At 69.0% G+C, this 21,640-nt stretch carries 22 protein-coding genes; 11 read left to right on the top strand and 11 right to left on the bottom strand.

Features of this window, described 5'->3' with window-relative positions:
* Positions 1-23: 23 nt before the first annotated feature.
* Entirely contained in the window at positions 24-1,271 is a 1,248-nt protein-coding gene (locus tag HTY53_RS02170; RefSeq protein WP_238511037.1) for an AI-2E family transporter, read from the bottom strand.
* A 410-nt stretch (positions 1,272-1,681) separates the two neighbouring features.
* Between HTY53_RS02170 and HTY53_RS02175 the strand changes: the two genes are divergently transcribed.
* Positions 1,682-2,926 carry a DSD1 family PLP-dependent enzyme gene (locus HTY53_RS02175; protein ID WP_174104762.1) on the top strand — a complete coding sequence of 415 codons (1,245 nt, stop codon included), beginning with the start codon at positions 1,682-1,684 and terminating at the stop codon, positions 2,924-2,926.
* A gap of 149 nt (positions 2,927-3,075) precedes the next feature.
* A complete protein-coding gene (locus HTY53_RS02180) occupies positions 3,076-3,738 on the top strand; it encodes a histidine phosphatase family protein (protein ID WP_174104763.1) in 663 nt (220 codons plus the stop codon).
* 37 nt (positions 3,739-3,775) lie between these two features.
* Here HTY53_RS02180 and HTY53_RS02185 read toward each other — a convergent pair whose 3' ends face one another.
* The gene (locus HTY53_RS02185) at positions 3,776-4,177 is read right to left on the bottom strand and encodes a tautomerase family protein (RefSeq protein ID WP_174104765.1); all 402 of its coding nucleotides are present in this window, start codon (positions 4,175-4,177) and stop codon (positions 3,776-3,778) included.
* 166 nt (positions 4,178-4,343) lie between these two features.
* Between HTY53_RS02185 and HTY53_RS02190 the strand changes: the two genes are divergently transcribed.
* The 3 genes from HTY53_RS02190 to HTY53_RS02200 all read left to right on the top strand — a co-directional run bounded on the left by HTY53_RS02190 (position 4,344) and on the right by HTY53_RS02200 (position 7,230).
* Positions 4,344-5,231, top strand: coding sequence for a LysR family transcriptional regulator (locus HTY53_RS02190; RefSeq protein ID WP_174104766.1), 888 nt, complete (start codon positions 4,344-4,346; stop codon positions 5,229-5,231).
* Between the two features lie 182 nt (positions 5,232-5,413).
* Positions 5,414-6,451 carry a M14 family zinc carboxypeptidase gene (locus tag HTY53_RS02195; protein WP_174104767.1) on the top strand — a complete coding sequence of 346 codons (1,038 nt, stop codon included), beginning with the start codon at positions 5,414-5,416 and terminating at the stop codon, positions 6,449-6,451.
* Positions 6,448-7,230 (top strand): alpha/beta fold hydrolase, encoded by a 783-nt coding sequence (locus HTY53_RS02200; RefSeq protein ID WP_174104768.1) that lies wholly within the window; start codon positions 6,448-6,450, stop codon positions 7,228-7,230. The genes HTY53_RS02195 and HTY53_RS02200 overlap by 4 nt, the downstream gene beginning before the upstream one ends.
* A gap of 72 nt (positions 7,231-7,302) precedes the next feature.
* Here the strand turns inward: HTY53_RS02200 and HTY53_RS02205 are convergent, their stop codons facing one another.
* The 6 genes from HTY53_RS02205 to HTY53_RS02230 form a co-directional block, all read right to left on the bottom strand.
* The gene (locus tag HTY53_RS02205; RefSeq protein ID WP_174104769.1) at positions 7,303-8,814 is read right to left on the bottom strand and encodes a hypothetical protein; all 1,512 of its coding nucleotides are present in this window, start codon (positions 8,812-8,814) and stop codon (positions 7,303-7,305) included.
* Between the two features lie 70 nt (positions 8,815-8,884).
* Positions 8,885-10,528 carry a hypothetical protein gene (locus HTY53_RS02210; RefSeq protein ID WP_174104770.1) on the bottom strand — a complete coding sequence of 548 codons (1,644 nt, stop codon included), beginning with the start codon at positions 10,526-10,528 and terminating at the stop codon, positions 8,885-8,887.
* 225 nt (positions 10,529-10,753) lie between these two features.
* The gene (locus HTY53_RS02215; RefSeq protein ID WP_174104771.1) at positions 10,754-11,380 is read right to left on the bottom strand and encodes a LysE family translocator; all 627 of its coding nucleotides are present in this window, start codon (positions 11,378-11,380) and stop codon (positions 10,754-10,756) included.
* 50 nt (positions 11,381-11,430) lie between these two features.
* Positions 11,431-13,080, bottom strand: coding sequence for a histidine kinase N-terminal 7TM domain-containing protein (locus HTY53_RS02220; RefSeq protein ID WP_174104772.1), 1,650 nt, complete (start codon positions 13,078-13,080; stop codon positions 11,431-11,433).
* A 187-nt stretch (positions 13,081-13,267) separates the two neighbouring features.
* The gene (locus HTY53_RS02225; protein WP_174104773.1) at positions 13,268-13,888 is read right to left on the bottom strand and encodes a TetR/AcrR family transcriptional regulator; all 621 of its coding nucleotides are present in this window, start codon (positions 13,886-13,888) and stop codon (positions 13,268-13,270) included.
* A 302-nt stretch (positions 13,889-14,190) separates the two neighbouring features.
* Positions 14,191-14,571, bottom strand: a complete 381-nt coding sequence (locus HTY53_RS02230) for a hypothetical protein (protein ID WP_174104774.1) — start codon at positions 14,569-14,571, stop codon at positions 14,191-14,193.
* Positions 14,572-15,082: 511 nt separating this feature from the next.
* On the opposite strand from HTY53_RS02230, the gene HTY53_RS02235 reads away from it, so the two are divergent.
* From HTY53_RS02235 to HTY53_RS02245, 3 genes are all read left to right on the top strand, one after another.
* The gene (locus HTY53_RS02235) at positions 15,083-15,433 is read left to right on the top strand and encodes a hypothetical protein (RefSeq protein ID WP_174104775.1); all 351 of its coding nucleotides are present in this window, start codon (positions 15,083-15,085) and stop codon (positions 15,431-15,433) included.
* A gap of 105 nt (positions 15,434-15,538) precedes the next feature.
* Positions 15,539-16,261: an alpha/beta hydrolase gene (locus tag HTY53_RS02240; RefSeq protein ID WP_174104776.1), complete on the top strand. Its 723-nt coding sequence runs from the start codon at positions 15,539-15,541 to the stop codon at positions 16,259-16,261.
* An 82-nt stretch (positions 16,262-16,343) separates the two neighbouring features.
* Positions 16,344-16,715 carry a hypothetical protein gene (locus HTY53_RS02245; RefSeq protein ID WP_174104777.1) on the top strand — a complete coding sequence of 124 codons (372 nt, stop codon included), beginning with the start codon at positions 16,344-16,346 and terminating at the stop codon, positions 16,713-16,715.
* A gap of 24 nt (positions 16,716-16,739) precedes the next feature.
* On the opposite strand, the gene HTY53_RS02250 is transcribed toward HTY53_RS02245, so the two are convergent.
* Positions 16,740-17,894 (bottom strand): AGE family epimerase/isomerase, encoded by a 1,155-nt coding sequence (locus HTY53_RS02250; protein ID WP_174104778.1) that lies wholly within the window; start codon positions 17,892-17,894, stop codon positions 16,740-16,742.
* A 149-nt stretch (positions 17,895-18,043) separates the two neighbouring features.
* On the opposite strand from HTY53_RS02250, the gene HTY53_RS02255 reads away from it, so the two are divergent.
* Positions 18,044-18,283: a hypothetical protein gene (locus HTY53_RS02255; RefSeq protein WP_174104779.1), complete on the top strand. Its 240-nt coding sequence runs from the start codon at positions 18,044-18,046 to the stop codon at positions 18,281-18,283.
* A 246-nt stretch (positions 18,284-18,529) separates the two neighbouring features.
* The gene (locus HTY53_RS02260) at positions 18,530-18,832 is read left to right on the top strand and encodes a hypothetical protein (RefSeq protein WP_174104780.1); all 303 of its coding nucleotides are present in this window, start codon (positions 18,530-18,532) and stop codon (positions 18,830-18,832) included.
* Between the two features lie 25 nt (positions 18,833-18,857).
* Here HTY53_RS02260 and mdtD read toward each other — a convergent pair whose 3' ends face one another.
* Positions 18,858-20,306, bottom strand: a complete 1,449-nt coding sequence (gene mdtD / locus HTY53_RS02265) for a multidrug transporter subunit MdtD (protein WP_174104781.1) — start codon at positions 20,304-20,306, stop codon at positions 18,858-18,860.
* Positions 20,307-20,475: 169 nt separating this feature from the next.
* Between mdtD and HTY53_RS02270 the strand changes: the two genes are divergently transcribed.
* Positions 20,476-21,072 (top strand): lipocalin family protein, encoded by a 597-nt coding sequence (locus HTY53_RS02270; protein WP_174104782.1) that lies wholly within the window; start codon positions 20,476-20,478, stop codon positions 21,070-21,072.
* An 88-nt stretch (positions 21,073-21,160) separates the two neighbouring features.
* Here the strand turns inward: HTY53_RS02270 and HTY53_RS02275 are convergent, their stop codons facing one another.
* On the bottom strand, positions 21,161-21,499 hold the full coding sequence (locus HTY53_RS02275; RefSeq protein WP_174104783.1) for a hypothetical protein: 339 nt from the start codon (positions 21,497-21,499) through the stop codon (positions 21,161-21,163).
* Between the last annotated feature and the right edge of the window lie 141 nt (positions 21,500-21,640).

The raw sequence follows: 21,640 nt of genomic DNA on the forward strand, positions 1-21,640 counted from the left end.
GGCAGGGTCTTGCCACGGGTCCCTTATTCGCCGAGGAACTCCGCCACGAACTCCAGCCCCTCGATATGGTCGGCCACCACTTTGGCGATCACCGCGATCGGAATCGCCAGCAGCATGCCCCACGCGCCCCATAGCCAGGTGAACAGCAGCAGCGCCACGAACACCGCCACGGGGTTCATCTTTGCCATCCGCCCGGTCATCCAGGTCTGCACCACCGAGCCGATCAGCGTCGCGATCAGGATCGAGCCGCCCGCCGCCGCCGCGGCCAGTCCCAGCGTGCCGAACTGCATGAAAGCGGCCACGCCGAGCCCGATCGCGGTGGCGCCCGACCCGAAGTACGGGATCAGATGCAGCGCCGCCGCGGCCAGCGCCCAGGTGCCGGCGTGCTGCAGGCCGATCGCCTTGAGCAGCACCCACGTGCAAAGGCCCAGCGCGGCATTGGTGATCAGCAGCATCAGCATGTAGCGCTGAATCTGCCGATTGATCTCGCCCAGCATGTGGACGTTGACCTTTTTCTGCGTCAGCGTGCGGCCCGTCATCTTGACGAACTTGCGCTTGAACATGTCGCCCGACACCAGCAGAAAGAAGGTCAGGAACAGCACCACCACCGCCTGGCCCGCCGCGGCGAAGGCGCTCACCGAGCCGGCCAGCACCATGTCGTGCAGTGCGCCCGCCGGCTTCTCGATCACCACCGGGGCACCGCGCGACAGCGGGTGCTGCGTGCCGCCGGTCAACACCGTCGCGGCGCGTTGAATCTTCTGCCACATCGAATCGTCGCCGCTGAGCAGCGCCGACAGGCTGCGCGAGAGCTTGCGCGCGATCTCGGGCAAGCGGTCGACGATGGCTTCGACCTGGCCCTGCAGCAGATAGGCGCCGCACAGCAGCAGCGCGACCACGCCGAGCAGCACCAATGTGGCACCGATCGGGCGCGGCAATCGTTGCCGATGGAGCGCCGAGACCAGCGGATCGAGCAGATAGGTCAGGATGACCGCCAGCACCACCGGGATCACGAAGGCCTTGGCGACATGCAACGCATACAGGCAGGCCAGCGTCGCCAGCACCACCAGCGCGAGGCTGCCCCGCTGGATCGCGAGCGGCAGCGTACGGGCGCTGCCCGGGCCGCGAGGCGGTTCGGCCGCCGTCGATGTCGCCGCCGCGTCATCGCGCGAGTCCGTGCCGATCGCCGAGGAGTCGGGATGGGTTGCGGTTCCCGTGCCCGCCGCCGTCGACGCAATCAGCGGGTCGACGACCGTATCGTCCCGCGATGGCACCGGTCGCGCCGCACCCGTGCGCGCCGCGGATGGCGAGCCCGACGGTGCACCGGATGGTGCACTGGACGGCGCACCGGACTGCGCAGGCGGGGTGGGCGTGGCTTGCATGGCGAGGGGGACGGTGCGAGGCTTGGCCAGCGCCGCGCGCGAGCGCGGTGCATGACTGTCAGCATAGTCGGCAGCCTCCGCCTCACGCAGTCGGACGGCGGCCGCAAGCCGTGTAGGACAAGCGCGACAGCGGCCGGGCCGGACCGCGGCACCCTGGCGGATCGCACATGGCTGTGCGGCGCGGCCGTGCGGCGCTGCTGCGGGCCCATCGCGTTTGACAGTCCGCCACGATCGGCCGATGATCCCCCGCGCCAACGGCCATCCGGCCCCCGACCCCGACCGTAATGGAGACCTCGCCCGCCATGCCAGACCACCGCTCCGCGACTGCCTCTGCCGCCGATCTGCCCGTGTTGCGCGATCCGGCGGGACTTCCCGCCCTGCCCCCGATCGCCGAGCCGGGCCAGCCCTGGCAGGCGATCGACACGCCGGCGCTCGTACTCGTGCTCGATGCCTTCGAACGCAATCTGCACCGGATGCAGCAGGCCGCGGACCGTGCCGGGGTCGCGCTGCGGCCGCACGCCAAGGCGCACAAATGCCCCGACATCGCGCTGGCCCAGCTGACGCGCGGCGCCGTCGGCATCTGCTGCCAGAAGGTCAGCGAGGCGCTGCCATTCCTGCGCGCCGGCGTCGCCGATATCCACATCAGCAACGAGATCGCCGGCCCGGCCAAGGCCACACTGCTCGCGCGAATGGCGCGCCATGCGCGGATCAGCGTGTGCGTCGACGCCGTCGTCCAGGTCCGCGCGCTGGCCGAGGCGGTCGAGCGCGAGCAGAGCCGGCTGACGGTGCTGGTCGAGCTCGACATCGGCCAGGGCCGTTGCGGCGTGGCCGACGCCGACGCCGCGCTGCGCCTGGCCGAGCGGATCGCCGCGCAGCCACGCCTGTCGTTCGGCGGCTTGCAGGCCTACCATGGCGGCATCCAGCATGTGCGCGGGCACGCCGCCCGGCGCGAGGCCGCGGCGCGCGCGGCCGAGCGGGCCGGCGCGGTGGCCGCCCGGCTGGCGGCGGCCGGGGCGCCTTGTCAGGTGGTGACCGGCGGCGGCAGCGGCAGCGCGGAATTCGACCTGGCCAGCGGCGTCTTCACCGAGATCCAGCCCGGTTCGTATGTGTTCATGGACGGCGATTACGGCAGCAATGAACGGGGCTCCGACAGCGGCGGCAACAGCGCGGCCGACGCGCTGCGCTTCGAGCACAGCCTGTTTATCGCCACCACGGTGATGAGCACGGCGGCGCCGGGCCAGGTCGTGGTGGACGCGGGCCTAAAGTCGATGGCGGTCGACTCGGGGCTGCCGTGGGTATGGCAACGAGAAGGCGGGCAGCGCAGCACACGGTTGACCTATGTCGCGGCCAACGACGAACACGGGATCGTGCGCCCGGTACCGGGTGCCGGTGGCGAGATGCCGGCGCTGCCGCAGCTGGGAGAGCCGCTGTGGCTGGTGCCGGGCCATTGCGATCCGACGCTGAACCTGTACGACACGCTGGTCGGCGTGCGCGACGGCAAGGTGGAGTCGCTGTGGCCGATCTCGGCGCGCGGGCTTTGCCGTTAGATGTGAGACAGCCGATGTGAGCGGCCCGCCGGTGTGAGCGGCCCTGTGTGAGCGGCCCTGTGTGAGCGGCCCGGTCTGAGCGGCCCGGTCTGAGCGGCCCGGTCTGAGCGGCCGGACCGGCGGCGGGCGAGGTGCAAGGAGGCAGCAACATGATCGATCGCAGCGGAGTCGCCATCGGCACATCCTCCCCGCGGCGTCGCGACGCCCTCGGCATCGTGGCCCGCATCGCCGCCTGGGCACTGGCGGCGTACGCCTTGCCGGCGGGCCTGTCCAGCGCCGCCGCCCAACCTGCCTCGCCCGCCGAGCCGATCGGCACACTGCCGGTCTCCGCGCTGGCCCGCCCCAATGTGGTGGTGTTGCTGCGGCATGCCTATGCGCCAGGCGTCGGCGACCCGCCCGGTTTTCAGCTGCAGTCCTGCTCGACGCAGCGCAACCTCGACGCCAGCGGCCGCGCTCAGGCACAGCGCCTTGGCGCCGCATGGCGCGCGGCAGGGTTTCGTCCCGGTGCGGTCTGGTCCAGCGCCTGGTGCCGTTGCCAGGACACCGCACGGCTGATGGGCCTGGGCCCCGTGACGGTGTTGCCGCTGCTCAATTCCTTCTTCGGCGACGCCGGCGCGCGCACGCAGCAGACCGCCGCACTGTCCCGCTTCATCGATCAGCTCGACCCGCGTGGCGGGCCGTATCTGATGGTGACGCATCAGATCGTCATCACCGCCCTGACGGGACTCGGGGCCGACAGCGGCGGCGGCGTCGTGTTCGAACTGCCGCTGGACGGGCGGCCACGGCGCCTGTATCGCCTGCCGGCCGGTTGAAGCCGCCCCGCGGTCGTCCGCTGTCGGCCGAGTCCCACTACAGCGTCGAGCCGCGCTGATGGCGGTATTCCTGCGTCCGGCCGCCATAGCCGTACGCCGCCGCACGGGCGTCGATCACATGGATGTACGAGCAGTCGTGCACATTGCCGATCAGCTCGGACAGCGCGTGGTGCACCGCCTCCAGATAGCGCGCCTTCTCGGCCTTGGTATTGGTCTCGTCGGTGACGCTGATATCGAGATGAAAGGCATTGCGCCGGAGCGCGGACAGCGGCTGGCCGTCAATGAACCAGGCGTCGTGCGGCACGTACTGAACCGCCACGGCCATCACCTCGGGCTTCTTGCCCAGTACGGTACGGGTCAATTCGGCAACGGTGGCGGCGGCCTTTGCAGTCAGCGCGGCGTCGGGTTGCCCGGAGATCTGCAGCTGGAGATGCGGCATCGCGGTTTCCTCTTCGAATGGTCGGTGCATGGAATGAAGGTGGCGCGGGCCGGTGCGATATCGCCTTGCCGACCGCCACCGACTCGATCCTAGTGCTCCCCCTCCCATCGGAAAAGCGGGAAGATGCGATACCATCCATCGGTATCGCCGAAACCAGGAGCGAGCCATGCGCGGCTTCGATCTCGAACAATTGCGTACCTTCGTCGCGGTCGCCGACAGCGGCAGCCTGTCGGCTGCGGCACCGCGGCTGTTTCTGTCGCAGTCCTCGGTCAGCGAGCAGCTGCGCAAGCTCGAGGAGCGCGCCGGCGTGCCGCTGCTGCTGCGCGGCCGCCGCGGCGTACAGCCGACCCCGGCCGGCGAACGGCTGCTCGGCCACGCCCGCCGCATGCTGGACCTGGACGCGCTGGCGATGCAGGACATCCGCGGCGAAACGCTGACGGGCGAGCTGCGGCTGGCCATCACCGACTACTACCGCACCAGCGAGATTGCCGGCATGCTGCGCCGCCTGCGCGAGCGCCATCCGCAACTGCGGCTGCACGTGACGGTGATGAAGAGCGCGGCGATCGACGCCAGCGCCGACGACGACGCCTTCGATATCGGCCTGACCATGCGTGTGGTGGCAGCGCGCGGCAGCGCCGGCGCGAGTTCCCGCGCCGGCTGGCGGCCGTTGCGCCGCGAGCCGCTGGCCTGGGTCGCCGCCCGCGGCGAAACGGATGCGATCGGCACGCCGCTGCCGCTGGTGCTGCTGCCCGACACCTGCTCGCTGCACCAGTACGTGGTGCGGGCCCTGAAGCGCGCCCGCGTGCCCTACCGGGTTTCGCACTCGGCGTCCGGCGTGGCAGGCCTGCAGATGGCGCTTGCGGCTGGGCTGGGCATCTCCTGCCTGAACCGGTCCGCCATTCCGGCAGGCGTGGCCCCGCTCGACGCGGCGACCGCCTCGTCGCTGCACCTGCCGGCGCTGCCGCAGGTCGAGTTCTGCCTGCTGCCGCCGCGTCGCGGCGAAGCGCCGGTGGTGCAGGCCGCGCGCGAGGTCCTGGCCGAGCAGCTTGGTTGATCGGCCAGGCTGATCGGCCTGGTCGAACAAGGACCCCTCGCCCGGGGCAACATGACAGGCGTGTGTTGTCACAAGGCACTGTCATATTGCGCGAGTAGACTGCAACATCGTTCCGTCGTACGGACCAGCACCGTCACGGCCCGCGCCACTCACCTTCCCCCGCTTCCGGTCCATTTGCCCCGATGCCCCTTCCCGCCTCCGACAGTTTCGCCGAGCTCGATCTGCTGCGCGCACTGCTGGAAGTCGGCGCGGACCACTTCGATATCGACGTGATATGCGAGGCCAGCAGCCATGGACGGCGCTTTCCGGTGTACCTGGCCGGCATCGGCTCGCGCGATCCGCGCGCGCCCGCGATCGGACTGTTTGGCGGCATTCACGGCCTGGAACGGATCGGCACGCAGCTGCTGCTCGACTACATGCGCGCGCTGCTCAAGCGCCTGGAATGGGACGAGCTGCTGCATCTGCAATTGCAACAGGTCCGGCTGCTGTTCATGCCGATCGTCAATCCGGCCGGCATGTGGGCCGGCCGGCGTGCGAATCCGAATGGCGTCGACCTGATGCGCAACGCCCCGCAAAACGCAGAGGGCCGCGTGCCCTTTCTCGCCGGCGGCCAGCGCATCGGGCCGTGGCTGCCGTGGTACCGCGGCAAGGCCGGCATGCCGATGGAGGCCGAAAGCACCGCGCTGCTGCGCGTGGTGCAGGCCCAATTGCTGACGCGGCCGCTGAGCTTCGCCGTCGACTGCCATTCCGGCTATGGCTGGCGCGACAGCATCTGGTTTCCCTACGCCAGGACGCAGGCCGCGATGCCGCATCTGCCCGAGATGTACGTGCTGAAGACGCTGTTCGAGCAGGCCCACCCGCATCACGGCTATGCCTTCGAGCCGCAGAGCCATCAGTACCTGGTCCACGGCGATCTGTGGGACTACGCCTATGACCGCACGCCCGCGCCGCACATCTTTCTGCCGATGACGCTCGAACTGGGCTCGTGGCTCTGGATCAAGAAGAATCCGCGGCAGCTGTTCTCGCGCGACGGCTTCTTCAATCCGATCAAGGCGCATCGCACGGCCCGCGTGCTGCGCCGCCATGTCAGCCTGTTCGATTTCCTGGCCCGCGCCGCCTTCGCGCCGGCGCGCTGGCTGCCGACCGGTGCGGCCCGGCAGGCGATCTGGCGCGAGGCCAGCGAACATTGGCGCGCCCCTGCCGGCAGGTCGACGCGATGAGCGACTGGATCCTGCTGCGCGGCCTGACCCGCGAGGCGCGCCATTGGGGTGAGCTGCCGGCGGCGCTCCGGCGCAGCGGCGCGGTGGCCGACGATGACCGGCTGACAATGCTCGATCTGCCCGGCAACGGCAAGCATGCCGGCCAGCGCTCGCCGGGGACGGTGGCGCAAATCGTGTCACGCCTGCGTGTCGATGCTGCAAGCGCCGGCCTGCGCCCGCCGTACCGGCTGCTGGCCATGTCGCTGGGGGGTATGGTAGCGACCGCGTGGGCTCAGGGGCATGTCGATGAAGTCGAACGGCTGGTGCTGATCAACACCAGCATGCGGCCATTCGGCGCGCTGCATCAGCGCATGCGCCCCGCGGCCTGGCCCGCGGTGCTGGACCTGATGCGATCGTGGCGCGACGGTCCACGCTGCGAGACCATCGTTCACCGGCTGACCTGCGCCAACACCGATACGCGCGAGGCTGATCTGGCACGCTGGGCCGCGATCCGCGCCGACGCGCCGGTCAGCCGCGGCAATGCGCTGCGCCAACTGCTTGCCGCGGCCCGCTTCCGGGCCGGGGAGGTACCGCCGCGCTGCCCCACCCTGCTGCTGTCCTCGGCGGCCGACCGGCTGGTGTCCCCGGCCTGCTCGGCGCGTCTGGCCGCGGCATGGTCGGTCCCGCATCGGGTGCACCCCTGGGCGGGACACGACCTCCCGCACGACGACCCGGACTGGGTGGCGCACGAGGTGGCGAGCTGGAACGCGATATCGACAGGCCAGGCTTCGTCGGGCTAGACATCGTCCCCGGCGCGGCAGGGTGGAGGCGGCAGCAAGACGTTTGCCCGGCGCGAGCCTGCATTTGAACGGCTAGCCGATTGCAGCGCCATGGTGCCGACCGGATGGGCCAGCTTCCGGTGCGACCGCAGCATCGACCTTGCCGATGCTCTGCCATAGCTGCTGCGCCTGCGCGCGCACCGCGGCCTGTCGCGACCGCACACCGGCGCTCCTCGCCATTGCATCGCGCAGCGCCTGCTTGCCGGTGTCGTACAGCGCCTCACGAATGTCCAGCAGCTTTCGGCAGGTGCCCCAGGCTTTCAGATCGAGCCGCTGCAGCGCGTCGCCGAGACGATGCAACTGCGGCTCCGTCAGGCAAGCCCCGGTCCGGGCCAGCAGATCGTCCAGGCGCTGTTCGATCTGGGCGGATATCGCTTCGCGCGCGCGCAGCCGCGCCACCGTGCGAAGGTTGTGGACCAGTAGATCGACGGCAGCCGCGGCCCGATGCGCATCGCTGCCGGGATCGACCAAGAGGTCGGTCAGCGTTGTCGGGGTGAGTGACGGTGGACCGCTGTCGCGCTGTACCTGGGCCTGGCCAGACACCGTGCGGGCGGCGCCGGCCGCTTCATCGGGCTGCGCGCCGGCGCTCCGGGACGATTGCGGCGGTTCTTCCGCGATGCCGAGCTGGTTGCGGATCAACGCCAGCGCGGTGTCTCGCTCCTGCAAGCGAAGGACATCGGCAAACCCGGCCAGCGCTGCCACGGTCGCACCTTCCGCTTTCAACGCCGCGCATAGCGTGTCGGCGGCATCGGCCCATGGCGCAGCCAGCGACTGCGTGATTTCGCGCAGGCCGCCTGCCATCTCGAAGCGGCACAGCGCCTCGATCGAGCGCCGGAACCACTCGAACGTGTCCGCGGCATGCTGACCGCCGGCCACAAACTCGCGGTCGCGCGGGTGCCGGCTGACCCAGTCGTCGCGGCGGCGCGCCAGGGTCAGGACGCCCTTGTTGTTGCGCACATCGGCGAGGTCGCGCTGCAGCAGCGTCAACACGTGCTTGACGCCTGGCGCGGGAACAGCGTCCGGTTTGAACTTGCGCAGAGCTTCCCTGGCGCTCGCCTCGAGCGTGGCGCGCGTGGCCGGATCGTTGTCAGTGGCGCGGCACCAGTCCACCATCGCGAGCAGGGTGTCCTTCCGACATCCGGCACAGAACGCATGCAGCGCATCGGGCGGCAGCGGCGCCAGCTTGTCGGCGAGCGACTTCGCCGTGTCGTCGTGGGACAAGGGCGCCGGCGTGGAGACGTAGGCGATTCGAGGCAAGGGCTGGCGGCAAGTGCGCGCGGGATCGGCACGCCGGCCGCGCCAGAAGAACAGCCTGCACAGAAGTCGGTACCACAGGCCGGAGCGCCGGATCTGCGCGTCTCGTGCAATGCGCGGGGGTTGGGCGGCGTCGGGCCGCTCCTTGTGCCTGACGCCCAGGCACGGGCCGAAGAATCTGAACACGGCGTGCAACATCCCATCCCCCAACAAAGGAACGAACAAAGCGAACGAACAATGCGAACGAACAAAGGAAGGAACAAAGGAAGGAACAAAAGAACGATCGAACAACGGACAAAAACAAAACGGCGTTCCACACGACGGGCGTCGGGCCGCGTGCCACCCTCGGCTTTTTTCGCTTTCAGGCTTTGACCCAATCCAGGAGCGATTCGGGCGGTGTCTCCGGCGCGGGGTCGGTGGCGAAAAGCTGCCGGAACAGGTTGGTCGCTGCAGTAATCGCGGCCGATCGTTCGGCTGCTGGCGACGCACCGTGCGCCTCATCGGCCGAAGTGAAATCGGCCCGGCCAGCGTTGACTGCGCCTTGGTCCGTGACAGGCGCCTTTCCTGCTGCGCGTGCCTTGCCCTCCCTTGCACCGGGTGCGGGCGTCCCTCCCGGTCTTGCGGTCTCCTTTCCGGTCTTGCGCCTGGCTGCCGGCTCGGCTTGCACCGGCATGCGCATGGCAAGCAAGGCCGCCAGTTCGTCATAGCCCGCCAGCCAGTCGCCCAGCAAGCGGCGTTGCGCCGCGAGAGCGCTGGCGGCGCGGGACGTGCTCACGTCATGGCGCTCGCCGGCTCGCGCCGAGCGATGGACCATGGTCCTTAGCGCCAGCATGGTCGGCGTCGTCAACCAGCGACGCAGGTTGGCCATATCGTCCGGCTTCATCGTCGACAGCCGCGTCGCCAGCGCATCATGCAGCAGCGTCTGTTGCGAACTGCCGGAACCGTGCCAGCGCGAATCGGCAGCGGCCCGAACCGCGTCGCCGAGGAGCGGCCGTGCGCTCTTGGCAAGCTTGCTTGCGCTGGCCCCGAGCGCGGCGAGTTCCGCAAGAAGGACCGCATCGCCGGCGTGCCCGCTCGCGTCGGCCATACAGCGGCTGGCCTGCCGACAAAGCCGGTCCACCACGTTGGTTGCCGCGCTCGACAGCGAGCCGCCCGCCAGCAGCACCGCTTCCAGTTCCCGGCCGAGGACTGGACACTGCCGCAGCGCCGTCCGCTGCGCGGGGCTCAGTCCGTGCCCGCCCTCGAGCACCAGACGGTGCACCGCCGCGCGCAGCGTGGGCGGAAAGACGTCGACATCGGATGCTTCCGTGCGGCGGCTGGCCAGCACCCGGAGGTGCCCCAACAGCGTGTCGATCTGCGCCGCGGCGGCCCGCCGATCCGGCAACCGGTCGCTGTTGATCATTGCGACAAGGTCCCAGGGGGGACCGCCGACGATGGCGCGCAGGGCGGTATTGGCCCGCTCGCGCAACCGGGCATGTTCGCGGCCGCAGGGAATCGCCTCCAGGGTGCTCACCAGTTCGTCCACCGCGTGCTGCAACGTGCCGGCATCTGCCGGTGCCGCGCTCGTCAAGCGGTCGCGCAGCGCCGCCGCCTGCGCGATGGCGCTGCGCCCTTGCTCCGAAGCGGCAAGCCGCCCGGACGATGCCAGTGGACCGGCCGGCTCGCCGTCGGCCATCAGGCCGTCGAGCAGCGCGGCGGCGGCGGCCCGATCGCTCGGCAGACCCGACGCAAGACGCTCGGCAAGCGGCACGCCGGTGCGCCGGCGCAGCAAGATCAGCGCGGCATCGACATGGCTCGCGGGGTCGGGCGCATCGAGCGGAACGCGCGAGGCCACGGGCTCGGAGGGAGGCGGCGGCTGGAGCAGGTCCTGTGCCGGGCACGGATGCAGCGTATCGAAGGCGGGCTCGGCCCGCTCGCGATCACAGTGGGATAAGCCCAGCCGTTCCGGTCCGATAGGCGGCCGGCCGAGCGGACGGCCGAGAGAAGGAAAGCCTGAAGGAATCACGATGGGGCCTCGGGAGTCGAGCGGGATGGCGCAATGTAGCGCTCCCGTGCAGGCTCGCTGTCGATACCGGCCCGTCTCTATAGCGTCTGACCAACGTGCGGCGACCCAATGTTTCCGAATCTATACAGACAGCATCGGCGAGCCATGTCGCGATGTATGTCCCGATGTACGTCCCGATGTATGTCCCGATGTATGCCGCGACTGCATGGCGCGGGCCGGGCCGGCCTAACGCTGCGCCATCGCCAGCCGTACCGCCAGGCCGGCGAAGACGGTCGCGGCGAACCAGTTCAGCGCCCGCCGCGCGCGCGCCGAGCGCAGCAGCAATGTGCCGAACAGCCCGGAAAACCAGGCAATGGCGCCGAAGACCAGCAGCGTGGCCAGCATGAAGACCGCGCCGAGTACCGCGATCTGCATCGCGATCGGTCCCTGCGCCGAGGAAACGAACTGCGGCAGGAAGGCGAGAAAGAATATCGCGACCTTGGGATTGGTGACGTTCATCACCACCCCGCGGCGATACATCTGCCAGCCATCCCCCGCGCGCTCGCTCGTCTGCACCGGGGCATCGACCGGCGCGCGAAACGCCTGCCACGCCAGCCACGCCAGATACAGTGCGCCGCAGATCTTCAGCGCGGTAAAGGCCGCGGCCGATGCCGCGAACAACGTCGCCAGCCCGAGCGCCACCGCGGCCGTATGGAACAGCAGGCCGGTGCACAGGCCAAGTACCACCGTCAAACCCGCGCGCGGCCCGCGCATGGCGGACTGCAGCAGCACGAAGACATTGTCCGGGCCGGGCGCGAGCCCAAGCAGCACGGCAATGCCGAAGAAGGCGATCAGCGTATCGAGCGTGGGCATCTTGTCTCCGTGACGTTGCGTGCGTGAAGGCCCGCCGGCCGGCCGCGCCGTCAGACCAGCGGGCGGGATGGGTCCGTGCCGTCCGTGCGGTCCGTGTTGTCGGTGTCATCCGCCTGGTCGCCGTGGACCGGCGCGGGCGATTGGCCGCCGGCCATCACGAGCCGGTTGCGGCCGCCGCGCTTGGCCGCATAGAGGGCGACATCGGCGGCCGCCACCAGCTCTTCGACCAGCGGCGAGTCCGGAATGCGCGAGACCGCCCCGACGCTGATGCTCAAGAACGGATGCGAAGACTCGGCGCCGATATGCGGCATCCGCAGCGACCTGACCGCCTGCAGCATGCGCAGGCCGATGGCGCGGGTGCGATCGGCATCGGCCTGGTGCAGCACCACGGCGAACTCCTCGCCGCCGACGCGCGCGCAGAAACTGGCCGCCTCGTCGAGCGTCTGCGCCAGCGTGGCGCCGATCGCGCGCAGGCATTCGTCGCCGCGCAGGTGGCCGTAGATGTCGTTGTACTGCTTGAAGAAGTCCACGTCGATCAGCATCATGCCAAGCGGCGTGCCGCGCTCCTGTGCCGCGGCCAGCAACACCTGGGCCTCGCGCTGGAAGAAGCGCCGGTTGAACAGGCCGGTCAGCGGGTCGCGATACAGATCGCCTTCGATGCGCAGCAGCTTGTCCACGGTTTCGTTCAGCCGGACCGCGAGATTGGAGTTCTCTTCCACCAGCGCATGTTCGCGCGTGCGGAAGGCGCTGACATCGCGCACGAAGACGATGCGGCCGATGTCCCGCTCTTCCAGATTGCGCACCGGCTCGACGGTCAGCTCGTAGTCCGGCACGCCCGCCACATAGGGCCGGGTAGCCAGCCACGAAGCCGGCGCAGGATCGCCGCGCCGCATTCCGGGCAACATGCGTTGGGCGGTACGATTCAGATCGGCGATCCGGCCGCGGTCGTCGACGATCACGCAACCTTCGCGCAGCGCGTCGAATACGCGCAGCCGCGCGTAGTGGCCGACATCGCCCAGATGCGGCCGCAGCGCGCACAGCCAGACCAGCAGCGCCATCACGGAGAACGTCGCGGGCGTCAGATCGCCGCCCACCGGCGTGGTCCAGCCGCGCAGATAGGCGATATTGGCGAACATCGGCAGCAGCAGCCCGGCAACCAGCACCACCCTGCCGCCGCGCGACAGCTTGCCATGCGCGGATGCCGTCGCCAGGAAATACAGGCTAAGCAGCAGCAGGCCGTAGCTGTAGGCGGCCAATGCCCAATAGACGGGGCCGTGGGAGAAGACGGCGCGCGTATGCAGCCCTTCGCCGCCGAACCATTGGACCTGCGGCCAGACCAGCCCATGGCGTTCGTTGGTCAACACCAGCGCCATGCCGGCGATCCCGATCGTCAGCGCCAAGGTCAGCCAGCCGCGCCCGACCGGATAGTGGGGATGCGTCAGCCGCACGACGGCCAGCAGCCAGCCCACCGGCACCATCAGGATGCCCGGATATTGCAGCTTGGCCCAGACGATGCGTTCGGAGACGTTGGGAGCCTGGATTTCCAGCATGCGTCCCGCGCACCAGATGCCCGCGCCGACAGCCAGAAGCAGAAAGGCCCGCACGGTGGGATCGTCGCGCCGCGGCCAACTCGCGATAGCTACCGCCGCGCACACCACCAGTGCGCCGGCCATCAGCAGAATCAGCAGGGAGATCGCCATCGGGCAGGATTGCAGCACGCCTGGCCCGGGTGGGCAATCCGTGCAGGAGCGGAGTGGATATCGGAAGCCGAAGCGGAAGCGGAAGCAGGAGCGGGATCGGTCGGGTGGCGGACCCGACGTGGCACCGGGTGGCCGCTCAGGATCGACCGGCACCGGTGCTGGAGGTCGGCGTGCGGCGCCGCCGCGCTCAACCCGCGGCCGCTTCGGCGGGCTGTTCGGTCGCGGTGCCCTTGGCGCCGGCGGGCTTGCCGACCGCGGCGAGCAGCATCTGCGCCGCGGCTTCCCAGCGCTCCGGCGAGCGGAACAGGCGTGCCGAGATCAGACCGCTCTGCAGCGCGCCGAAGATCACCATGGCAAGCTCGGCAGCCGGAATCGGCTGGGCAGGGGCGCCCTCCGCGCGCGCCTGTTCGATCATGCCGGTCAGCAGACGCTCGTGCAGCAGAAAGAAGTCCTTCAGCACGGCATGGACGGCCTCGGGCAGGCACTCGGTTTCGGTCGCCAGCATGCCGCACATGCAGATCTGGTCCGGATCGAGCTTGCGGCGCCAGCCGTTCAGATAGAGCTCGGCACGCTCGACCGGACTGAGCGCCGGGTCGATATGGCTGAGCTCTTCGGCGATCCTCGCGGTGTATTGCCGCGTGGCTTCCAGCGCCAGGTCTTCCTTGCAGGGGAAGTAATAGTGGATGCTGGACGTCTTGACGCCGACCAGGTCGGCGAGGTCGCGATAGCTGAAACCATTGAAACCGCGCCGGCGGATCAAGGCGAAGGTATGGTCGAGCAGTTGCTCGCGGACGGATTGCGCTTTCATGACGCCACTTTATCTACCAAGAGATAGGTTAGCAATGAGGGATACCCCCGGATTGCCGGCATCCCTGCCGTCCAGCGTCATGCAAGATGCGAGCCATTGTGCGGCCCGGCGGCCGGCATCAGGCCGGCAACACTTGCGCGATCGCCGTGACGAGCCAACCACTTGCTCCGCAGAGCAGCAGCCAACCGGACACAATCAGAACACTGTCGCGAATTCCCACGATCGACTCCTGAAAACAAGCCGGACCGCCATGCCGGCGGCCTGGCCACGATGATTGCCGCGGCCTTCCGGCCGCCTCCTTCTCAGGCGCGGGCGCCGTCGGTGTAGGTGTCCACGCTGCGCGCGCCGTCGGTGTACGAATCGAAGCGGCGCGACGGCGAGGCGGACACGCCGCTGCGATCCAGGCCGGCGCTGCGGAAGCTGTCGGTGAATGGATCGGTCTTGCCGACGCGCGCACCTTCGGTGAACGGGTCGAACTTGCCGGCACGCGCGCCCTCCGTGTAGACGTCGAACTTGCCGGTGCGGGCGCCCTCGCTGTACGGGTCGAACTTGCCGGTGCGCAGTTCGTAGCCGTAGCGGTCGGCCGGCACGCTGCCCGCAGGGGCGGCGGCAGCCTGGCCGGCGACGGTAGCGGCGGCCACGGTGGCGATGGCGATCAAAGTCCTGGCGAACTTGGCTTGCATGATGTTTCTCCTGGCTTATGGGCTGGCGGGCGGCTTGTGGTCCCTGCCCTGGCCCGGGCAACGGTGCGCCGGCGCTTTTTTCCAGGCATCGATTATCTACTCGTAGATAGATAAGCGCTGTCAAAAAAATAGCCTCGGCGGCTCGGTAATGCTGCTGGACCGGTAGCTCGTTGATTTCATCAACGGACTGTGGCTTCCATGCCTTGCATGTTATCTACCGATAGATAGATAGTCAAGGAAAATATGAAGGCGCCCTGATGCAGCCCGCATCGAAGAAGCGCCACGTGAAGCCAAGTTCACAAATGGGTGTGCCCGACGAGGGCACAGCGAACAATCTACCCTGCCCCGCAGCAATCCGACAATCCGTCACGGCGCGCGGTTGTGGGCGATCCGCGACGGATGCGGTCCGCCGCACATGGCCGGCGTGCTTTGGCGTCTATATTGGATCGCATGGCCTGAGAGGTTTTTCGACCACAAGGATCATCGAATCCAGTACCGGAGGTACACCGCCATGCGTTCGCTTGCATCACTGTTCATTGCGCCCAGCCCGGAAAAGATCGCCGCCAAGGAGTTGCAGGACATGCGGCTCGCGCTGTTCCAGGCCGAACGGCGCCTGCTGGAGGCGCAGATGCAGGTCGACTACTACCGCGACATGGTCGGCTTCCTGGAAGAGGTCGCCACCGCCGGGGTCGAACAGGTCGTCGACAAACGCCGCGCCAGCGAGGCTGCGGCGGCCGAGCAGGCCGAGCGGGCGGAAGCGGCCGTTTCGCATACCGTGCCGGTTCCGCCGCAGACCGCCGCCCAGCCTTCGCGCATTGCAGCTGGACTGACCACCGTCCCGATCGTGCCTTCCGCGGCCTGAGCCATCGCTGTCACCGGCGCGCGCCCCGCGGCAGGCACGCGCCGCTTCTATGCGATACTGCGCAGCCGCGCTGCCTGGCGCTATTGACGACCTCCGCGCCCTGCCATGACCCAAGCTTTCGACGCCGCTCAATCCCCCACCGCCGACGCCCCGATCGAAGTCGAAACCGCGCCCGCGCCGCGCTTTGCCGTGATCTGGATGCACGGCCTTGGCGCCGACGGCAGCGATTTCGTGCCGGTAGTGCCCGAACTCGGTCTGCCGGAGAGCGCCGCGGTGCGCTTCATCTTCCCGCACGCGCCGCTGATCCCGGTGACCTGCAACGGCGGCTATATCATGCGCGCCTGGTACGACATCGTGTCGCTCAACGATGCGCGCCGCCACGCCGACGAGAGCGGCATTCGCGCCTCGCGCGACATGGTCCGGGGGCTGATCGCCCGCGAAAATGCGCGCGGCATTCCCAGTTCGCACATCGTGCTGGCGGGCTTCTCGCAGGGCGGTGCGATGGCGTATCTGGCCGGACTGACCCACCCCGAGCCGCTGGCCGGCATCATCGCGCTGTCGACCTATCTGGCGTCGCCCACGCTGCTGGACGCCGAAGCTGCGCCGGCCAACGCTGCCACGCCGATCTTCGCTGCGCACGGCGCGCAGGACGACGTGGTGCCGCTGGCGCTCGGCACGCAGGCCCGTGATCTGCTGCAGCAACGCGGCTATCCGCTGACGTGGCAGACCTACCCGATGCCGCATTCGGTCTGCCTCGAAGAGATCGCCGACATCGGCGTCTGGCTCGGCCAGCGCCTTGCGGCGATCGGCGCCGGTCCCGCGGCCTGAGAAGGTCCTTCGTGACCGCCTGATCGCGCCATGCCCGTTGGTCCGGCGCCCCACCCGCACGCGCCAATCCGATTCGTTTCCGATGTCAGCAATTCCCCCTGCTCCCCTGCTCGATTTCAATACCCGCAAGGCGCTGCTGTTCGCGCTGGCCGCCGAACGTCTGTCGGCCTACTACGAGCACGGCAAATGGATGACCGACGCGCAGGCCGCCACGCTGGCCGCGCAATGGCTGTCGCGCTCGAAGCTGCAGCTCGCGCTGACCGAACGCCGCCTGCTGTCGGAATTGAGCGATCAGCTTGCGCGCCAGCTCGCCGAGACGCTGTCGCGCTCGGCAGGGCTGTACGCTGCGCATGAAATGATGGAAGCGCTGGACCCGAACTATCAGTCGGCCTTCGCGCACGACATGCTCGACGAGTGCGAGCGGCTGCTGCGCGAGAACGGCGTGCAGGACTGAGCGCGCCGCTTTACCGCGAAGGATTCAGTCGGCGAGCTTGCGCAGCGCCTCGTAGGCGGTCGCGAGATGGTACGGCGTGGTCGACGGCATCTCGTCGCGCAGCACCGCATCGTCAGGACCGATGCATTCGTGCCAGCCGCGTGCATGCAGGAAGCGGCCGGGAAAGGCGGCCAGCCACGCGGCCAGTGCCGCGCGGCCCTCGTCGTCGCCGCGCAGTGCCAGTGCGCGCGCGTATTCGGTCTGCGCCCAGATGCGCTGCGTCGCATCGATGATGCGCCCGCCGGCATCGAGCGCCGCGGCAACGCCCTGCGTTTCCTGTGCCACCCCATGCCGCTGGGCGAAGGCACAGCCGCGCGTCAGCGACTCGGCCAGTTCGCACGCGCCGAACACCGACGGCGACATCGCCAGCAGCGAATACCACTCGAATTGATGGCCCGGCTCGATGCGATTGCCGGGCGCGCCCAATGGCAGCTCGGCGATGCAGCCATTGGCAGGATCGACGAAGGTGCGCTGGACCTGCCGCGCGATCTCGCGCAGCCGCTGCGCGTACCAGTCTTCGCCGGTGGCTTCGTAAGCGGCGAGATAGGCCTCGGTCAGATGCATCACCGGATTCTGCAGCACCGCGTCGCGCTCGACGGTGAAGTCGCGCGCCAGCGCGGCGTGGTAGAGGCCGCCGCGGATCCCGAACTTCTCTTCGATCAACGCGACCGCATCGTCGAGCACGGCGCGCGCCTGCGCATTGCCGCCGCGCCGCCAGTACGCGGCGCAGGCAAACACGATGAAGGCGTGCGTGTACAGGTCCTTGCCGGTATCGAGCGGCGCGCCGTCGGCATCGATGCTGTAGTACCAGCCCCCTTCCGGATCGGCGAAGCGGCGGCGCAGCGCGGCAAACAGCGTATCGGCATGCGCCAGGCCGTCCGGTTGTCGCGCGAACACGTAGAGCTGCCGCGCGCAGGCCATCGCCCGATAGCGCTGCACCGGCAGCGGGCTGGCATCGCGCCCGGCCAGGGCCTCGTAGGGCAAGCCGATGGACTCGTGCCAGCCCGGTCCGGTCCACAACGGCAATACGGTGGTGTCGTAGTGCGCCAGCAGCGCCGCAATGGCGGCGCCAGGGCCGGAAGCGGACAAGGCGGCGGCAGTCGTTGCCGAAGCGGCGGCGGAGGGGGAAATGCGGGTCATCGATGCAGGGGAATCGGCGGCGGGCACGGGCAAGCGCAGAAGATACTGTAAATGCCCACGAAACAAAAGCGGCGGACTGTCCGTGGCCACCGAGCCGAACTCCGCTGGCCAACTGCTACGATGAATCAGGTAGCAAGGGGGTACCCGCCATGCCGAACACATCCCTGTCCCTGTCCGACCGGCACCGCACCGTGGTGCTGCACGTGATCGAGCTGCAGCCGCAGGCCTACACCTGGCAGATGGTGCTGGAAGAACACTGCGGCAGCGCCGACTGCGACTGCATCATCGACGCCCACGCCGAATGGCCCACGCAGGCGGAGGCGCAAGCGGCCGGCTGGGCCGAGTGCAACCGGCTGCTGAACGGCCCGCGCATCGCCACCGAGCACTGAGTCCGGGCGCCGGCGCTTGAACGCCGGCCGATATGCACTACCCTGAAGGCGTCGGGCTTCTGTCCGACGCGGGTCTGCTGCGCGCTCTCGGCCTGGCTTGACGGCACCTTGCCGGCAGGGCGCGAACGCCGTCGGCGTCTCACTGGACCCGCTCCGACCGACTCTCACCACGACGGGAGACACCCCTTGCCACCGGCGCGACGGCGCACCGGCAAGAGGGGCTGTTCCGCTCGCCGGGAGACCGCCATGGAAAAGCCGGTGATCAGTCCCCGCCGCTTCGTCGAAGTGGTCAACGCGCGGCTGCCGACGCATCCGCTGTATCGCGAGGGCATGCACGTGTACGCCGTGCCGCGCCACGCCGAACATCCGCGCAGCCTGGTCTGTGTCGGGCCCAAGGGCACGGTCGGTGTCTGTACCGCGATCGAGACCATCGTGCGCAACGAGTTCGATGTCGAGCCGGACATCCCGCGCGAGTGGCACCACGACATCCCGCCCTGCGCACCGAATATCCGCCGCGCGCATTCGGTGCCGCAGCAACGGCAGTCCTGAACCGGCGTCGGCCCGGGCCGCGGTCTCAGACCTCGGCCGCCTCGGCGGTTTCGCGCGTTTCCCGGGTAGCCTTGCCCGTTCCGGTATCGTCCTCGGCCGTCAGCTGCATGAAAATCCACGCGGAGGCCGACGTAATCAATCCCACGCAGACGAAGGTGGCATGAAACGCCGGCAGCGGCCCGGCCTGCGCATGCTCCTGCAGCACGCGATTGAACGTCCCCAGCAAGGCGCCGGCCGACGTGACCGCCAGACTCATCGCCAGCATCTGCACCATCGACAGCAGGCTGTTGCCACCGCTGGCGCTTGCCCCGCCGAGATCCTTCAGCGTGACCGTGTTCATCGCGGTGAACTGGATCGAATTGACCGCGCCGAACAGCGCCAGCTGGCAGAGCACCAGGGGCAGCGGCAAGGTCGGCGAAATCAGCCCGAACGAGGCGATCACCAGACCGACCACGAAGGTATTGGTGACCAGCACGCGACGATAGCCGTGCCGTTCGATCAGGCGAGTCGCCAAGCGCTTGGACAGCATGCCGGCCGCGGTCACGGGAAGCATCATCAGCCCCGCGTACAGCGGCGAGTAGCCGAGGCAAACCTGCAGCGTCAGCGGGATCAGGAACGGCATGGCGCCGTTGCCGATGCGGGCGAACAGATTGCCCAGCAGGCCCACGCTGAAACTGTGGATGCGGAACAGCGACAACGGAAACAGCGGCTGCGCGTGCCGCGCCGCATGCAGGGCATAGGCGGTCAGCGCGGCCAGGCTGGCGATCAGCAGCATCAGCACGGTCGCGTGCTCGAAGCCGAAGTCGGCCAGGCCATCGAGCGCGAAGGAGATCGTCACCATCGCCGTGGCCAGGAAGGCGTAGCCCGCCAGATCGAAACGGCCTGTCTCCGGCAGACGGCTGTCCGGCATGTAGCGCAGCGTCGCGAGCCCGCCCAGCAGGCCGACCGGCACGTTGATCAGGAAGATCCAATGCCACGACAGCGCCTGAGTCAGCCAGCCGCCGAGGGTCGGCCCGATCAGCGGACCGATCATGCCCGGAATCGCGACGAAGCTCAGCGCCTGCAGGAACTGCTCGCGCGGAAAGGTCCGCAGTACCGCCAGGCGCCCCACCGGCAGCAGCATCGCGCCGCCGACGCCCTGTACGACCCGCGCGCCAACCAGGAACGGCAGGCTGGGCGCATAGGCGCACAGCAGCGATCCCAGCACGAACAGCGCGATCGCCAGCTGAAAGATCCGGCGGGTGCCGAAGCGATCGGCCAGCCAGCCCGATGCCGGGATGATGACCGCCATCGTCAGCGAATACGCAATGATCACCGACTGCATGCGCAGCGGGCTTTCGCCGAGGCTGGCCGCCATCGCCGGCAGTGCGGTATTGACGATGGTGCTGTCCAGCGTCTGCATGAAGAAGCCGACCGCCACGACCCACAACATCACCTTGCGCGTGCGCGCTTCGCTGTCCTCGGTGGGCGTCATGCTGCTGGCAATCCATGAAGAAAACACGTCAAGACAGCACGATACGCCACTTCACTCGGACACCACAAGACCGGGCGGCCGGCGCGCCGGCCGCGTAGGACGCGGACGGATGCCGCCCGCCGTCTTCGCTGCCTAGACTGGCCGATGACCCGACCGCAAGGAGGCAGACATGAACAAGGCTCGCATGACCACGCTGGCCACGCTCGCCGGCGTTGCCAGCGTCGGCGCGGCATTGCTGCTGGCCGCGCGCTCGCGCGAACCCGTGCGCAATCCGCACGTGCCGGAGCCGGACAAGGACGTGGAACTGGACCCCTACCTGGGCCGCTGGTACGAGATGGCGCGGTACGAGAACCACTTCGAGCAAGGCTCCGACGCGGTCACCGCGGAGTACAGCTTGCGGCCCGATGGATTGATCGACATCGTGAACCGCGCCGGCCGCGACGCGACCGGCAAGCCCCGCATCTCGCGCGGCAAGGCGCGCGTCGTGCCGGACAGCCGCAACGCCAAGTTCAAGGTGTCGTTCTTCGGACCGTTCTACGTCGGCGATTACTGGATCCTCGACCACGCCGAAGACTACAGCTGGTCGATCGTCGGCGAGCCGTCGGGCCGCTATCTGTGGATTCTGACGCGGGCGCGCGACCCGGAGCCGGCGCTGCGCTCGCAATTGCTGCATCGGGTCGCCGAGCTCGGCTACGACGTCGACGCGTTGCGCATGACCGAACACGCCATGCTGCAGGAAGCGCCGGCGCCCGCGGCGCCGGCTTGAGGCTTGACGGCCCACGCTTCAACGCTTGAGGCTTGAGGCGTGAGCCTTGCTTGAGGCTTGAGCCGGTACGGCGGGGGGCCAGCGTCGATCAGTGCCAGCGGCCGTGATCGCGCCAGCGTGCCTCGCGATAGCCGTCGTGGCGGTGCCAGCCGCGGGCGTAGCCGTACGGCGGGCCGTAACGCACCGGCGCCGGGGCGAGCACCACCGGGCGCGGCGCCACGACAACGGGCGCCGGCGCGTAGGCCACCGGTGCCGGCGCATAGACCGGCGCGGGGGCATAGACAGGAGCCGGCCGGTAGACCGGCGCCGGCGCCACCACCACGCCGGGCACGCCGACGCCGATATGGATGTCCACCCCGGCATGCGCCGCGGCGCTGGCTGCCAGCATGGCACCGCCCACAGCGACCATTGCGAGAATCCGTTTCATGGTTGTCCCCCTGAGGAACCGTTGAACATGGCCGTACTGTATGCGGCGGCGCCGTAATATTGGCCGCGGGAAGTGTTGCATTTGTGACGCTGTATTACGGTCCGGCCACCAGCCCCGGCGGTTAGCGGGGGTCGGCGCACT

Source organism: Cupriavidus gilardii (assembly GCF_013314895.1).
GTDB lineage: Bacteria > Pseudomonadota > Gammaproteobacteria > Burkholderiales > Burkholderiaceae > Cupriavidus > Cupriavidus gilardii_C.

What these genes read in the sequence shown, in the direction of transcription:
- HTY53_RS02240 (WP_174104776.1), top strand. Translation starts at nt 15,539, where the DNA reads ATGACCCAAGCTTTCGACGCCGCTCAATCCCCCACCGCCGACGCCCCG.
- HTY53_RS02275 (WP_174104783.1), bottom strand. Translation starts at nt 21,499, where the DNA reads ATGAAACGGATTCTCGCAATGGTCGCTGTGGGCGGTGCCATGCTGGCA.
- HTY53_RS02185 (WP_174104765.1), bottom strand. Translation starts at nt 4,177, where the DNA reads ATGCCGCATCTCCAGCTGCAGATCTCCGGGCAACCCGACGCCGCGCTG.
- HTY53_RS02220 (WP_174104772.1), bottom strand. Translation starts at nt 13,080, where the DNA reads ATGGCGATCTCCCTGCTGATTCTGCTGATGGCCGGCGCACTGGTGGTG.
- HTY53_RS02175 (WP_174104762.1), top strand. Translation starts at nt 1,682, where the DNA reads ATGCCAGACCACCGCTCCGCGACTGCCTCTGCCGCCGATCTGCCCGTG.
- HTY53_RS02255 (WP_174104779.1), top strand. Translation starts at nt 18,044, where the DNA reads ATGCCGAACACATCCCTGTCCCTGTCCGACCGGCACCGCACCGTGGTG.
- HTY53_RS02260 (WP_174104780.1), top strand. Translation starts at nt 18,530, where the DNA reads ATGGAAAAGCCGGTGATCAGTCCCCGCCGCTTCGTCGAAGTGGTCAAC.
- HTY53_RS02235 (WP_174104775.1), top strand. Translation starts at nt 15,083, where the DNA reads ATGCGTTCGCTTGCATCACTGTTCATTGCGCCCAGCCCGGAAAAGATC.
- HTY53_RS02270 (WP_174104782.1), top strand. Translation starts at nt 20,476, where the DNA reads ATGAACAAGGCTCGCATGACCACGCTGGCCACGCTCGCCGGCGTTGCC.
- HTY53_RS02200 (WP_174104768.1), top strand. Translation starts at nt 6,448, where the DNA reads ATGAGCGACTGGATCCTGCTGCGCGGCCTGACCCGCGAGGCGCGCCAT.
- mdtD (WP_174104781.1), bottom strand. Translation starts at nt 20,306, where the DNA reads ATGACGCCCACCGAGGACAGCGAAGCGCGCACGCGCAAGGTGATGTTG.
- HTY53_RS02215 (WP_174104771.1), bottom strand. Translation starts at nt 11,380, where the DNA reads ATGCCCACGCTCGATACGCTGATCGCCTTCTTCGGCATTGCCGTGCTG.
- HTY53_RS02245 (WP_174104777.1), top strand. Translation starts at nt 16,344, where the DNA reads ATGTCAGCAATTCCCCCTGCTCCCCTGCTCGATTTCAATACCCGCAAG.
- HTY53_RS02180 (WP_174104763.1), top strand. Translation starts at nt 3,076, where the DNA reads ATGATCGATCGCAGCGGAGTCGCCATCGGCACATCCTCCCCGCGGCGT.
- HTY53_RS02225 (WP_174104773.1), bottom strand. Translation starts at nt 13,888, where the DNA reads ATGAAAGCGCAATCCGTCCGCGAGCAACTGCTCGACCATACCTTCGCC.
- HTY53_RS02190 (WP_174104766.1), top strand. Translation starts at nt 4,344, where the DNA reads ATGCGCGGCTTCGATCTCGAACAATTGCGTACCTTCGTCGCGGTCGCC.
- HTY53_RS02250 (WP_174104778.1), bottom strand. Translation starts at nt 17,894, where the DNA reads ATGACCCGCATTTCCCCCTCCGCCGCCGCTTCGGCAACGACTGCCGCC.
- HTY53_RS02230 (WP_174104774.1), bottom strand. Translation starts at nt 14,571, where the DNA reads ATGCAAGCCAAGTTCGCCAGGACTTTGATCGCCATCGCCACCGTGGCC.
- HTY53_RS02195 (WP_174104767.1), top strand. Translation starts at nt 5,414, where the DNA reads ATGCCCCTTCCCGCCTCCGACAGTTTCGCCGAGCTCGATCTGCTGCGC.